The following is a 13,647-nucleotide window of genomic DNA, read 5'->3' as shown; positions in this document are numbered from 1 at the left end:
CCTTTTTTATATAGTCACAAAAAAAAGCGCAGCTTCCCGGAAAAAAGATATTTTTTTTCACGGCTTCATTTTAGTGGATAAAAAGGTGCAGGATGACGGCTAATGTACCAAACCTGGTACGCAGATGCCGGAGAGAAAGACTTAAATTATTCTGTATTGTTTTGGGAGAGAGATTCATTTCCAGCGCAATTTCCTTTACCGACAATTCTTTCAGGAAATATTGTATAAAGATCCGGCGTTGCGTTTCCGGCAAAGTGTCYACCCATCCTTCCAGCAGCTTTATAAAATCCTTTTGTTTCAATAGCTGGTCGGCCTCGTAGGGAGAAAAAAGAAGCGTTTCAAATAAGTCGAAAAAAGCGGGGATCTTATTACGATTGATATAATTAATAAGCCGGAAACGGACGGCCTGTTCCAGGTATGCCGGCAAATGGCTGATGGTTAAACCCTCCCGGCGCTTCCAGATATCCAGGAACACATCGTGCACAATTTCTTTTGCCTGCTCTTTGTCTGCCTGTTTACGGCAGGCCGATTGATAGAGCCGGTTCCAGTAACGATCATAAATTTCAGTAAAGGCCGCTTCATCGCTGCGTGCAAGCAGCGATATCAGTTGCTCATCTGTATATACATCATACTGAGACATAAAAAATAGACACAATGGTTGGTGCTATAAAGATAAACTGTTTTCATTCAGATGTTTAAAAAGAATTTTCGGGAGTGAGAACCCCTCATGACGATTAACGGGTGGCAATAATAAACAATCTTGGGAAAGGTAATAGTACGGTACCATTATCATATACAGGATATGCTTTGCTTATTTCAGCGGTATACCTGGCCAGAAATACCGCTTTCTCCTCCTCCTTCAGGGGATCCAGAAACGGGCGAAGTCCGGTTCCTTTAAACCATTCTACGATAGCCGCCGCGCCGCCGGCAAGCGGATGATAATAAATAGTACGCCATATATCTAATGTTTTCACCTGGTTACGCAGTTTTTCGTAATACCAGCCGGCCCCTTCACGTGCTACCCGCTTTGATGCGCTCACCAGCTTTGCTGCCCATGGACCTTCCGCAGCCACTGATCGCATTAATTGTTGGGCTGGTTCGTCAAAATTGTCAGGCATCTGCACCGCTAAACTTCCACCCGGATTGAGTTGATGGATCAGCGATGGGAAAAGCGTTTTATGATCAGGTACCCACTGCAAAGCGGCGTTAGCCAGGATAACATCGTAATGCCCGTTACCTTGCCATGTTGAAATATCTGCTACCTCAAACAGCAAATCAGGCATTCTTTTGCGCGCTGCCGTTATCATATCTTCCGAACTRTCCATACCCGAAACAATGGCAGCAGGAAAATGAAGTTGAAGTAATTCGGTTGAATTGCCCGGACCACATCCTATATCCGCTGCCGTCTTTACTTCCGTAACAGGCATATGCGCCAGTAAATCTATAATAGGTCGGTTGCGTTCATTTTCAAACTTGGAGTATTGTTTTGCAGACCAACTGTCGTTTTTATTTTGATCAGACATTTTKTAAACTTTTTTCTATCTACAATATTATTCGATATTTAAACAGGTAAGTGCAGCACTTTGTTAAATATTGTTCCGGCAGAAATAATGAAAAAAAATCTGACTTTTCTCTTGACTCTAACCTTAGGTCATACCCTATATTTGTTGCCACAAGGTATAAATCCAAACGATGAACAATTATTCTGTAAAAAAGCTGTCTAAACTGGCAGGTGTCAGCGTGCGCACCTTACACCTGTATGATAAGATAGACCTGCTGAAACCTTCTGTCCGTACCGAGGCCAGGTACCGGCTATATGGCGAAAAGGAATTACTGCGTTTGCAACAGATACTTTTTTACCGGGAACTGGATTTTCCGCTGAAAGAAATCTGTACCATTCTGGATGATCCTGCATTTGACCTGATGCAGGCACTGGAAGGACACAAAGTAGCGCTGTTGGCCCGGAAGGAAAGAATAAACACATTGATTGGTACCATAGAAAAAACATTGGTAACACTTAAAAACAATACTATGTTACAGGTAGAGGATTTATACGAAGGCATACCCCAGGAAAGCGTAGTGGCCCACAGAGCAGCAGCCATGGCCAAATGGGGCGAGCATACCATTTTAGAAGTAGAAAATACCCTGCGTACCCTGGGTAAACAGGAAATGGAAGCGATGCAAACAGAACTGAATAACATTACCACCCGGCTAACGACCCTGGTGGGTGATCCTGAAAATGCGACCGTACAACAATGTATCGCACGGCGCTATGAGATAATAACCCGGCTGACCGGCGGAAAAGTAGAACCAGCCCAACTGGACTATTTCCGAAAACTGGGGGAATTATATGCTACAGATAAAACAGATGTTGCTCCAGATGGGATGCCGAGCAGACAAATGGCTGCTTTTATAACAGAGGCAACCCGTTATTACCTGAAAAACAAACAACATTAAACAGAACGGGCCGGCTGTAAAAACCGGCCTGTTTAAATAACTATATCTCCAAATGAAAAGCTATCTCTTTAAATTTCTATTTTTGATCTGTTAAATGAGGTGTGCCGGGGTTGTCATCAGCAGCTTCACACAGTCTCACATTCATTTTAAATACATAATACGCCGGATGAAAGAACAGCTGATTACCCTATTCAGAAATTAAAAGACAATTCACTCCCGTTCAAAGAGGTCATTGAGTTTATAGAAACTTACTATCAGCATCAACCAACTGCCTTTCAAAATGGAGAAGCGCATAATGAAGCTACCCAGAATCAGGGCAGTGCCAAAGTTTTTGCTTTCGCTCAACTGAATCACCTGAGCCAGGAAGATACCCTTTGCTTATTTGCCGAACACTATCAATCCGTATTAAATACGCCGGATGGAACAGACCACCAGAATATCAGGCAATTCATGATTCATGGCTGGCCTGGGATTGTTTTTGAAGGGCAGGCATTATTGGCGAAATAACCTGACAGACGAGTTTACACCTTTAAAATACAGCTAAAAAGAAGGGATATAGATCAATGATTTATATCCCTTCTTTTTTTGAGTTTAAACTTAAAAGTAAAAATAGATCGCTGTAGAATCGTTCTTGCAGTCTTTACTATAATAAAAAGGGCGGACTGAAAATATTTTCAGTCCGCCCTAAAGATCTGTTTACATTTCTGGTTATTGTGGATATAATATCTGTGTTGCAAGAACATCTCCGGATGTAAATCCATTCCATGGAAGCACGGTTGAATTCATCACAGAGTTTGGATCTGAGGTAGGCGTTCCGGGTATTAATGTACCGGAGGTTTGGTTGGTATGGTGGAAGCCTATTGTATGACCAAATTCATGGGTGATAGCAAACAGCTTCTGACTGGCGGCAAGACTATTGAAATTGGAATTAATTTCAACACTTACACCAGGTGCACTATTTGATCCTGGCAGATAGGCCCTGGCTATCCAGTTTGCGCTTTCAAAACCCATGAAAATCCGGGTGTTTGCATTGGCCTGATTGGCTACAATAGACATCCCCAGACGGGTGCCATTCACCGCGTTCCAGTTATTTACCGCACCCTGAATGGCTGTTTGCCAGTTGGCAGGTACTGCAGGATCAATGTAGAACTTAATGTTGGTGTTGTAAGCATTACTTACAATGTAAGTACCTCTCCGTTGTTCTGTTTGAGGAACACCAGACTGTTGTTCTTTCTTCCAGCCGGCAACGCGTTGTTTAAGTTCAGGAATGGTGATAATAATGTCACTTTCAATAACAACACGGTCTTTATCAAAGACAATATGCTGTCGGTCAAAGCCCTGATTTACCAGGTAATTGGTCATGTCTTCTACTGCATTGGGAGCTGGTGACGGGTTTTTCAAATCTTTGTCATTCTTTGAGCAGGAGGAGAAGATCATTAAAGATGCAATACAGAGTACCGCGCTAATGTAGAATCCATTAGGGTGTTTCATGCTAGTACAGATTTTGGGTTAAATAATTGGGTTAAATGATAAAAAATAAATAATGAACTAAAACTAACGCCTATGGCGGTAATATTGTTGCAGTTTAGATGTTGGAATACCAAAGGCTTAAAAAGTGGAGATGGTGTGATCACTCACACACAATAAAACAGTTTAATATATTAGTATTTATTTATTAGCAGATAATAAATCATGTAGACGTTTTGTAGCCATCTATTGAGACCACTGTAGTAAATCTGTAGGCGTATGAAAATATGGTATCCCACACCAGCCACCTACTTTTGAGGACTCGGGATGACTCAATTTGCCAGCTATCCAAAAAATGTAAACCGCATAAAAAGTAAAAAATGATCAGAAAGATTAAGCATTTAGTAGGTCCATTGTTATTATTACTGGTCACCAGCTCCATTCTTCAGGCCCAGTCATCTTCTTCACTACTGTTGGTATATGATGATTATTCAGGTAAAAGAGGTCTTACCTATTGGAAAAATGGAGAAATGATCGAGTTAACAGATGGAAAAAGACATGCCGGGGCATCAGCAATTGCAATATCCGGAAATGATGAGTATGTCGCTGGCTATCAGGATAACGATGCAGGAGAGCCTGTTGCCACCTATTGGAAAAATAAGAAAGCAATCACACTCTCTGACGGGAAAACGTATGCAAAAGCAGTGGGTATTAGCGTATCCGGCTCAGATGTACATGTGATTGGAAATAATGGCAAGCTGGCTATGTATTGGAAAAATGGAGCTGGCACCTCATTGGGGGAGGAGACAAAATTGCATGCTATTTCCGTTAGCGGAGCCGATGTTTATATAGCCGGTTACCAGGTAAGTGATCAGGGAGAATACGTGGCCACGTGCTGGAAGAACGGAAAAGCGCAAGCGCTGACCGATGGCAAAAAGAGCGCAGAAGCCCATGCTATTGCCGTATCCGGCAATGATGTGTATGTGGCGGGATTTGAAATCAATTCAGCCGGCGAGGAAGTTGCCGTGTATTGGAAAAATGGCGAGCCTGTCACCCTTCCGAATGGTTGCAGAGCAGATGCGATTGCCGTATCCGGCAACGATGTATACGTGGCCGGGATTGACAGAACCCCAGCCGGTGCCAATATCGTTGTTTATTGGAAAAATGGAACAATTGGCCGGTTGACCAATGGGAACGAAGCTGCAGGTGCCGGGGTAAGGGCTATCACCGTATCAGGAAATGACGTTTATGTGGCCGGCTATCTTGATGGCATAGCCACCTATTGGAAAAACGAAAAACCGGTAAGTCTGAATGATATAATAGGGGGAATAACCGGGATAATTGTCAGGTAAGAAGTATCAGGGATGTTTTCCCGAAAAACTATCTTGCCTCCGGGAGATATTTTGATGAATAACCCACTTTATACCTGCTTCCTTTCAATAGTATCTCTTTTTCTGCCAGAGCTGGCCATAGCAGCGCTGCCATGGCCAGTTTTGGCAATATATATCCGGACCTCATCCCCGCATCAAGTCCACCTCAAGTCCACCTCTACTGCAATGATACTATACGTACTAAGCCTGTCCCAGGCATATGCCCGGCAGCGCCTACATAATGAAGAGGCAATGTTGACTGTAATGATGTGTGTTCTTAATGCGCTATATCATAAAAGAAGATAAAATTCCCGTGATGCAGGCTTTCAGGCAGCTGGCAGGCTTAGATCTGTAGCATGCTGCCTTTATAGATTGACTAAACTTTATGCTTAAAATCCCGAATTACCAACTAAAGTCCCCTTTCCAAGCCAACAAAAACAAAAAAGTCAAAATCAATGTAACGATCGGGGCCGCATATCCAGTCCTAATTTTCCCGGCTCGGTGCTCCCTGCCTTTTCCAATGAAATAATTCCATCTGCAAATATTCGTATAGCGTTCATTTTTAGTTGAGGATAATGAGTGCTGCCTAACAACCACGAATTGTGCTAATCCTGTTTCAGTATTAGCAAAGTTTACACTGGTTATGCCATTTTATTTGCTATAAATTAGGCACCTRAACATGAATTAGACTTAATCGGCACCATTTTCCAGGCATCAGCATAACCAATAGTTGATCAAACATTTAAAATCCTGTTACAAATTCACGATGATGATTAGAAGAAAAAAAATGCTGCTGCTGATTTGCATGATCTGCCTCGCACTTCAGGGATCCGCGCAAACTCTTCACCCAGCTACAGTATTACAGAGTGCGAAAGGAAAAACTTTAATGTTGCCTTATTCGCATATGGCTTTAACGGCAAAGTTAATAGGGACTGCGGTTAGCAATGCTAATTGGTTTAACTGGTGCATCAGTCCCATCCAGGGCAAAGACGGCAAAACACATATTTTTACAAGCAGATGGCCTGCCAATGAAGGCGACCAGGGATGGATGGGCACCAATGCGGAAATTGCGCATTATGTAGCAGATAAACCTGAAGGTCCATTCCAGTTTGTGGAAACAGTTTTGAAAACCTCCATGTTTCCTGATACAAATAGAATGTTTGCTCCTCATAACCCGCGCATAGAATACGTCGATGGCAAATATATACTATTGTACATTTTTCAAACGGTAAAGAAGGATGTAAAAATGCGCATAGGGATGATGGTGGCTGATAAACTGGAAGGCCCCTGGCGGTTTGCCGGTAATGATGGCGGACGGGTAGCAGAAGTTTCACAAGTCCCCGGACACTGGACGTACAAAAGTGTTATCGGTATTGATAACCCTGCTTTTATGAAAATCGGGGAAAAATATTGCATTTATTTCAAATCGGGCACACCTAAGCAACTTGCTGCACAATACGGAATTGCTATTTCAGATAAATTGGAAGGGCCGTACACACTGCAAGATAAGCCAGTTACGGATAATGTCAGTTATTTGGAAGATGCGCAGGCATTTAAGGTGGGCAAGCAGTACTACTTACTGACCACAGATAATATGGGCGGCAATACGGGTATTTATGGCAACTTGATTCTCTGGAAATCGGATACAGGCACAGATTTTAAGTTGAAGGATGCAAAAATTGCTATGGGAAATATTTTGGATTACTGGGGAACTGAAGAAGATCATAAAAAATTATTGACTAACCCTAAACACTACGAGCATGATAAGAGCGGAAAACTGGAGCGCCCGTCTGTATTGCTCATCAAAGGAAAACCAGCATATTTTTATTCTACAGCTGGTATTAACATCAGCGGCGGGCAGGTAGCCGAGAATTATGTATTTAAAATTGACTGGAATAATGGAGAGTAACATCCTTTGAAAAACGCCCTTATATGGCACAAAAATTCAAATCCGATTGAACACAAAAAAAGGTAAGTCAAGCAGACTTACCTTTTAAAAATAATTGCACTATTGTGGTGGAGATGGCGGGAATCGAACCCGCGTCCAAACATATTCGCCGAAAGCTTTCTACATGCTTATTTACGCATTGTTTTGTCGGAACCTGGCAGGGGCGTAACGAACCAACCGTGTCCTTATCCGTTGTAGCTTCAGTATTCACTCACAGAAACCATGAATACCTATCCCTATGGGTTTATGATTCGGCGGCGGAAGTCACATAAGGCGACAACTTCAAGCGGCTATAATGGGTGTCTAATCTATGATTAGGCAGCCATGGCGTAATTAGATTCGCCAATTAGAGTTTGAATATTCAGATTATCGTGCTAATTATCCAACGCACGGCATGCTTACACTTTCAAAGATCTATGCTGTCAAAACCAGGCATCCCCGGCAAATAGGCGACAAAGATACGTTTTTTCTGTCAAGCGTCAAATAAAAAAAGTTGCAGAAGAAAAAATATTCTCCTGCAACTTTCTTTATTACAATAACTTATGTGTCTATACTAAGAAAACCATTTGCTGATACTTCTCCAGATATCCAGTCCATTTGCAAACAGAAGCAAACTAAACAGGAGCACCATACCAACTATCTGTGCATACTCCAGGAACTTTTCGCTGGGTTTACGGCCGGTAACGATCTCGTATAACAGGAAGAGTACATGGCCACCATCCAGTGCCGGGATAGGCAGGATATTCATGAATGCCAGGATAATTGATAAGAAAGCCGTCAGTTGCCAGAAGGAAACCCAGTCCCATGCTTCCGGGAACAGGTTAGCAATGCTGCCGAATCCACCCAGTGACTCTGCCACCTTTACTTCTTTGGAAACAAAGATCAAACGGAACTGTCTGATGTAGTCTACCAATTTATCAACACCTTTCTGATAACCTGCCGGGAATGATTGCAGGAAGGTAAAATGCCTGGTGTTGTAATTGAAAGGTACTTTTGGATACACACCGAACTCGCCTTTCTCCGTTAAGGTGGCAGACATGCTCAGGGTATCCTTACCACGAAGCACGGTAATAAAGACATCTTCCTTTTTGTGTTTCCGGATCTCTTTGGCAAAATCGCTAAAAAAGGGAACCGGCAGGCCATTGATGGCTATCAGCTGATCTCCTTTCTGCACTTTTACTTTGGCAGCAGGGCTTCCGGGCTGCACGCTATCCGCTACAAACGGTAAACGCGGCATCGCAAAAGGCGCCTTCTGTTTCAGTAATGCTCTGATAAAACCATCTGGCACAGGAATACTTACTTCCTTGCCATCCCGCGTTACCTGTATGCTTTTAGCTTCATGCAGGATCACATCTCCGGGGATAGATTCAAAAGACTTTACAGGGCGATGATCAATGGCAATGATATTATCACCGTCTTTTATACCAATACTATGTGCGAGAGAATCTGCTACTATACCGTATTTCACTTCGCTCACCGGCAAATAGGTTTCTCCATAATGCCATAACAGCATGGCATATATGAAAAATGCCAGGAGTATATTTACGGTAACTCCACCTATCATAATGATCAAACGCTGYCAGGCTGGTTTGGCCCGGAACTCCCACGGTTGCGGAGGTTTCGCCAGCTGCTCTTTGTCCATACTCTCATCTATCATTCCGGATATCTTTACATACCCTCCTAATGGTAACCAACCAATACCATATTCTGTTTCTCCCTTCTTGATCTTAAAGAGAGAAAACCATGGATCAAAGAACAAATAAAATTTTTCTACCCGGGTTTTGAACAGCTTGGCCGGGATAAAATGGCCTAACTCATGCAACACTACCAAAATAGAAAGTGACAGTAATAACTGCCCTGCTTTCACCAATATTACCTCTGTAGTCATTTAATTATTTCTGCTTTAATCTGCCTAATATATCAGTTTTAATACATATTCCGGCAAAACTCTTTGTTAATTTTTATTGGCAATTTTATATAACGATGGAATTGATAAGGGAAGCAGCATGTTCGCGTGCAGCATTATCGCATTCATAATAATCGTGCAGGGTGGGGGTTTCAATAAACGGTATCTTACCCAGTGTTTCCTCAATTACCTCTGTCATCTGCAGGAAGCCAATCCTGTTTTTCAGGAAGGCATTCACTACTTCTTCATTGGCTGCATTCATTACACAGGCAGCATTTCCGCCTTTGTGCATCGCTTCAATGGCAATAGCCAGGTTGCGGAATGTTTTGGTATCCGGCTGCTCAAAAGTGAGCGTAGGATAGTTCCTGAAAGAGAACCGTGGGAAATCATTCGCCAAACGATCAGGATAACCCAGCGCATACTGAATAGGCAGTTTCATATCCGGTAAGCCCATTTGTGCTTTCAGGGAACCGTCTATAAACTGTACCATAGAATGAATGATAGATTGTGCATGTATCACCACTTCAATATTCTCCGGTGCCAGTCCGAACAACCAGCGTGCTTCAATCATTTCCAGCCCTTTGTTCATCAGGGTGGCGGAATCGATCGTTATTTTGGCGCCCATGCTCCAGTTAGGATGTTGCAGGGCATGATCTTTCTTTACATTAATCAGGAAATTGGGCTTTTTACCCAGAAAAGGTCCGCCGGAAGCCGTGAGAATCACTTTCTCCACTTTGCTGAAAGGCTCTCCCAGTAAACATTGGAAAATAGCCGAATGCTCAGAATCGACCGGTATAATGGGTACATTTTTTCTGCGGGCGGTAGCCATCACAATATCTCCTGCTACTACCAGGGTTTCCTTATTGGCCAATGCCACCGGGGTACCCTGCTCAATAGCAGATAAAGTAGGCGCCAGACCTGCAAATCCCATAATAGCCGCCAGCATCATATCAATAGAGCTCCAGGCAGCTACTTCCACCATGGCTTTGGGACCGGCAAATACTTTAATGCCTTTATCAAATAATATGTCTTTTACCTGCTTGTACTTTGCCTCGCTACCTATTACTACCGCATTAGGTTTGAATTTCAGCGCCTGCTCTATCAGCAGATCTGCATTCTGCTGTGCGGTCAGTACTTCTACACTAAATCTGTCGGGATGCGCAGCGATCACCTCCAGTGCCTGTATGCCAATGGATCCGGTTGACCCAAAGATGGCAATCTTTCGTTTATTCATTACGGTGATTTACTTTTTTACAGTTAACAAAAAATGAAGAATCAGCTGCCGGTAATTACCTGACAGCTGTTGCTGCTTTGAATCGCCGGTTATTTTTGTAAATATGCTGCCAGTTCATCTGCCAGCTTTCTGTCATTACTCAATCGAGGCACCTTATTTTGTCCTCCCAGTTTTCCAATAGCTTTCATATAATCGATAAAGCCCTGTTTGCGAACAGTCCTTATCTTCAGGGGTTGCAATATATTACCTGTCAGCAGATCATCGTAATAAATATTTTTCTGACGCATGTTTTCATTTACTTTCTCCGCAAATGCAGTCAGATTGTCCGGCATATTCTCAAATTCTACAAACCACTCATGGTAAGGTAATTCACCATTGGTTTGCACCATCGGGGCCACCGTAAACTCTGTAATATGCACATTTTCTTCTGCTGCGGCCTTCATCAGGCTATGCTCTACTTCCTCTCCGATCACGTGTTCGCCAAAGGCAGAGATAAAATGTTTAATACGGCCGGTCACCAGCAAACGGTACGGATTTACAGAAATGAACTTCACCGTATCACCGAGGTTATAGCCCCATAATCCGGCGTTGTTGTTGATCACCATAGCGTAATTTACGCCGGTTTGCACATCTTTGAGCGATAACCTGGTCGGATTTTCATTGAAAATCTCGTGGGCAGGAATAAACTCAAAGTAGATTCCGGAATTGGTGTTCAACAGCAATCCATCCTGCTCCTGCGAATCCTGGAAGGCAAAGAAGCCTTCTGATGCCGGAAATGTTTCCAATGTATGGATGGGGGCGCCAATAGAAGCCATCAGCTTGGCCCGGTAAGGCTCAAAGTTCACGCCACCATATACCATCACATCAAAATTTTTAAATATTTCTTTGATGCGCTTACCATTACTACGCTCCATCAAACGGTCAAAATACATCTGTACCCATGGTGGTATACCACTGATCAGCGTCATATCCTGGTTGATGGTCTCCTCCACAATCTTGTCCAGCTTGGTTTCCCAGTCATCAATACAGTTGGTTTCGTAAGATGGCAGCTGGTTGGTACGCAGGTACCGGGGAATATGGTGGTTCACAATGCCGCTCAAACGACCTGTAGGAATACCACCTACCCTTTCCAGCTCCGGAGAACCAGACAGAAAAATCATTTTTCCATCTGCAAACGCTGTATTGCCGGTTTCCCCCATATAGTTCAACAAGGCATTACGGGCGGTATCCATGTGATTGTTAACCGATTCTTTGGAGATGGGAATATATTTCACGCCACTGGTGGTCCCGGAGGTTTTGGCCAGGTAAATCGGCTGCCCTTTCCACAGTACATTCTGCTTTCCCTCCTTAATTCTTTCTATATAAGGCTTAAACTGCTCATAATCCCTTAGTGGCACAGCCTGCTTAAACTCCTCATGGGTTTGAATGGCGTTAAACTTATGCTCTGTCCCAAACTCTGTCTTTTTGCCTGTCTTTATCAGCTCCTGCAGGATAGCATCCTGATCTTCTACCGCCCTTAACATTTCCTTCTTTATCTTATTATGTACGATTGAAGCAAATGGTTTGGCCAGCAGTGATTTAAACTTCATGCCTGTTATTTTATGATTGAGAGACTAAAGATTGGAATAATTTCTTATTTAATTAGCCTGAATTCCGGTCTTTACCCTGGGAAAAAGAGCCTGCCGGGAAAATAAATGACTAAATTATTAAATAAAAAAATGCCCCTATCCTATCTGTATTTATTTGCGTAAACGACAAAAGTATACAAATTTGCGTTGGTTTGTACGGCAAGATAGCTGTTTTTAAATGATCCGGAAATAGCATAAAGAGGTGGATATTGCGGTCCGGCACCCGAAAGTATAATTTGTTAAAATAATTTAAAATTCAAGAAAGTATGTATCTTTGAAAAGATTAAGCTTTTGTCGGTCCTTCACATGTGTTTATACATTGTGATTTAAAAAAGACCGAAAAACTTTGTCTATTAAAAAACAAAAGGTTACTTTTGCGGAAATTATATTTTGGATAATTATGTTTGCAGTTGTAAAAATCGCAGGTCAGCAATTTAAAGTACAAAAAGACCAGGAAATTTTTGTACAGCAGTTACAAGGAAATATTGGAGACAAGGTGGAGTTTTCCGATGTACTGTTAACAGATAATGCTGGGACGCTGTCCGTAGGCACTGATGTAAAATCAGTAGTAAAAGCAGAGATTCTGGCTCATGTTCAGGGTGACAAGGTCATCGCTTTCAAGATGAAGAGAAGAAAAGGCTTCAGAAAGAAAGTTGGTCACAGAACCCACTTTACAAGAATCAAAATCAATGAAATAGCTTAATTAAGTTTAAGCTAAATTTTTTATTAGACAAGTTTAAAGTAATAATACAATGGCACATAAAAAAGGTGAAGGTAGCGTTAAGAACGGCCGTGACTCCCACAGCAAAAGGCTGGGAGTAAAAATCTTCGGTGGTCAGCCAGCTATTTCCGGTAACATCATCGTTCGCCAGAGAGGTACGGTTTATCATCCCGGTCAAAATGTAGGTCTTGGTAAAGATTTTACCATTTTCGCAGTTAGTGATGGAGTAGTTGAATTCAGAAAAGGTCGCGAAAACAAAACTTACGTTTCTGTTAAAGCATTTGATACCACTGCTCAGGCGGAAGCCTAATCAGTGTTAGCCATAAAGTTTTTTTTAATACCCAATTTTTTTACTAACCCAAATTCAAAAAACAATGGCAACAATTAAAAAAGCGGCTGCTAAAAAAGCTGCGCCTAAAAAGAAAGCTGCTCCTAAAAAAGCCGCTGCTAAGAAAGCTGCTCCTAAAAAAGCTGCTGCTAAGAAAGCTGCTCCTAAAAAGAAAGTAGCTGCTAAGAAAGCTGCTCCTAAAAAAGCTGCTGCTAAGAAAGCTGCTCCTAAAAAGAAAGTAGCTGCTAAAAAAGCTGCTCCTAAGAAAGCTGCTGCTAAAAAAGCTGCTCCTAAGAAGAAAGCTGCTGCTAAGAAAGCTGCTCCTAAAAAGGCTGCTGCTAAGAAAGCTGCTCCAGCTAAGAAGAAAGCCGTTGCTAAGAAAGCTGCTCCAGCTAAAAAACCAGTTGCTAAGAAGAAAGCTGCCCCTAAAAAGGCTCCAGCTGCTGCTCCAGCAACTCCTGCAACTCCGGCTAACTAAGATCGGAATTACAAAATGTAGTTATAAGGATCCTGGCTTTTTTGCCAGGATCTTTTTTTTTGTCTTACCCTGTATCATCCTGAGTAAGACAAAAATTCGCATGATCTCCG

General features: G+C 42.4%; 13 protein-coding genes and 1 other RNA gene. 7 read left to right on the top strand and 7 right to left on the bottom strand.

Annotation, left to right across the window (positions count from 1 at the left end; all coding sequences use genetic code 11):
- Positions 1-70 precede the first annotated feature (70 nt).
- Together AC1DP6_RS16285 and tam are read right to left on the bottom strand one after the other, a co-directional pair.
- A complete protein-coding gene (locus tag AC1DP6_RS16285; protein WP_477026036.1) occupies positions 71-640 on the bottom strand; it encodes an RNA polymerase sigma factor in 570 nt (189 codons plus the stop codon).
- Positions 641-734: 94 nt separating this feature from the next.
- Complete coding sequence (tam, locus tag AC1DP6_RS16280) at positions 735-1,523, bottom strand: trans-aconitate 2-methyltransferase (RefSeq protein WP_477055771.1); 789 nt, start codon at positions 1,521-1,523, stop codon at positions 735-737.
- A gap of 169 nt (positions 1,524-1,692) precedes the next feature.
- Here tam and AC1DP6_RS16275 point away from each other — a divergent pair, with 169 nt between their 5' ends.
- Entirely contained in the window at positions 1,693-2,457 is a 765-nt protein-coding gene (locus tag AC1DP6_RS16275) for a MerR family transcriptional regulator (protein WP_477055770.1), read from the top strand.
- A 150-nt stretch (positions 2,458-2,607) separates the two neighbouring features.
- Entirely contained in the window at positions 2,608-2,964 is a 357-nt protein-coding gene (locus tag AC1DP6_RS16270; RefSeq protein ID WP_477055923.1) for a HopJ type III effector protein, read from the top strand.
- Positions 2,965-3,165: 201 nt separating this feature from the next.
- Here the strand turns inward: AC1DP6_RS16270 and AC1DP6_RS16265 are convergent, their stop codons facing one another.
- Positions 3,166-3,948 carry a M57 family metalloprotease gene (locus AC1DP6_RS16265; protein ID WP_477055769.1) on the bottom strand — a complete coding sequence of 261 codons (783 nt, stop codon included), beginning with the start codon at positions 3,946-3,948 and terminating at the stop codon, positions 3,166-3,168.
- Positions 3,949-4,304: 356 nt separating this feature from the next.
- Here AC1DP6_RS16265 and AC1DP6_RS16260 point away from each other — a divergent pair, with 356 nt between their 5' ends.
- Together AC1DP6_RS16260 and AC1DP6_RS16255 are read left to right on the top strand one after the other, a co-directional pair.
- The gene (locus AC1DP6_RS16260) at positions 4,305-5,276 is read left to right on the top strand and encodes a hypothetical protein (RefSeq protein ID WP_477055768.1); all 972 of its coding nucleotides are present in this window, start codon (positions 4,305-4,307) and stop codon (positions 5,274-5,276) included.
- A 787-nt stretch (positions 5,277-6,063) separates the two neighbouring features.
- Complete coding sequence (locus AC1DP6_RS16255) at positions 6,064-7,203, top strand: glycoside hydrolase family protein (protein WP_477055767.1); 1,140 nt, start codon at positions 6,064-6,066, stop codon at positions 7,201-7,203.
- A gap of 105 nt (positions 7,204-7,308) precedes the next feature.
- On the opposite strand, the gene ssrA is transcribed toward AC1DP6_RS16255, so the two are convergent.
- The 4 genes from ssrA to AC1DP6_RS16235 form a co-directional block, all read right to left on the bottom strand.
- Positions 7,309-7,682: a transfer-messenger RNA gene (gene ssrA / locus AC1DP6_RS16250) on the bottom strand.
- A gap of 113 nt (positions 7,683-7,795) precedes the next feature.
- Positions 7,796-9,130 (bottom strand): RIP metalloprotease RseP, encoded by a 1,335-nt coding sequence (gene rseP, locus AC1DP6_RS16245; RefSeq protein ID WP_477055766.1) that lies wholly within the window; start codon positions 9,128-9,130, stop codon positions 7,796-7,798.
- An 85-nt stretch (positions 9,131-9,215) separates the two neighbouring features.
- Complete coding sequence (locus tag AC1DP6_RS16240) at positions 9,216-10,382, bottom strand: 1-deoxy-D-xylulose-5-phosphate reductoisomerase (RefSeq protein WP_441577617.1); 1,167 nt, start codon at positions 10,380-10,382, stop codon at positions 9,216-9,218.
- 89 nt (positions 10,383-10,471) lie between these two features.
- On the bottom strand, positions 10,472-11,971 hold the full coding sequence (locus AC1DP6_RS16235) for a GH3 auxin-responsive promoter family protein (RefSeq protein WP_477055765.1): 1,500 nt from the start codon (positions 11,969-11,971) through the stop codon (positions 10,472-10,474).
- Between the two features lie 385 nt (positions 11,972-12,356).
- Here AC1DP6_RS16235 and rplU point away from each other — a divergent pair, with 385 nt between their 5' ends.
- The 3 genes from rplU to AC1DP6_RS16220 all read left to right on the top strand — a co-directional run bounded on the left by rplU (position 12,357) and on the right by AC1DP6_RS16220 (position 13,537).
- Entirely contained in the window at positions 12,357-12,713 is a 357-nt protein-coding gene (gene rplU / locus AC1DP6_RS16230) for a 50S ribosomal protein L21 (protein ID WP_331957880.1), read from the top strand.
- Positions 12,714-12,762: 49 nt separating this feature from the next.
- Entirely contained in the window at positions 12,763-13,041 is a 279-nt protein-coding gene (rpmA, locus tag AC1DP6_RS16225) for a 50S ribosomal protein L27 (RefSeq protein WP_133809043.1), read from the top strand.
- A gap of 64 nt (positions 13,042-13,105) precedes the next feature.
- On the top strand, positions 13,106-13,537 hold the full coding sequence (locus AC1DP6_RS16220) for a hypothetical protein (protein ID WP_477026043.1): 432 nt from the start codon (positions 13,106-13,108) through the stop codon (positions 13,535-13,537).
- The last annotated feature ends 110 nt before the right edge of the window (positions 13,538-13,647 follow it).

The sequence above is a fragment of the Chitinophaga sp. 01L420 genome (genome assembly GCF_056399985.1).
The sequence above is the reverse complement of the archived record's forward strand: the minus strand, read 5'-3'. Positions and strand labels throughout refer to the sequence as shown.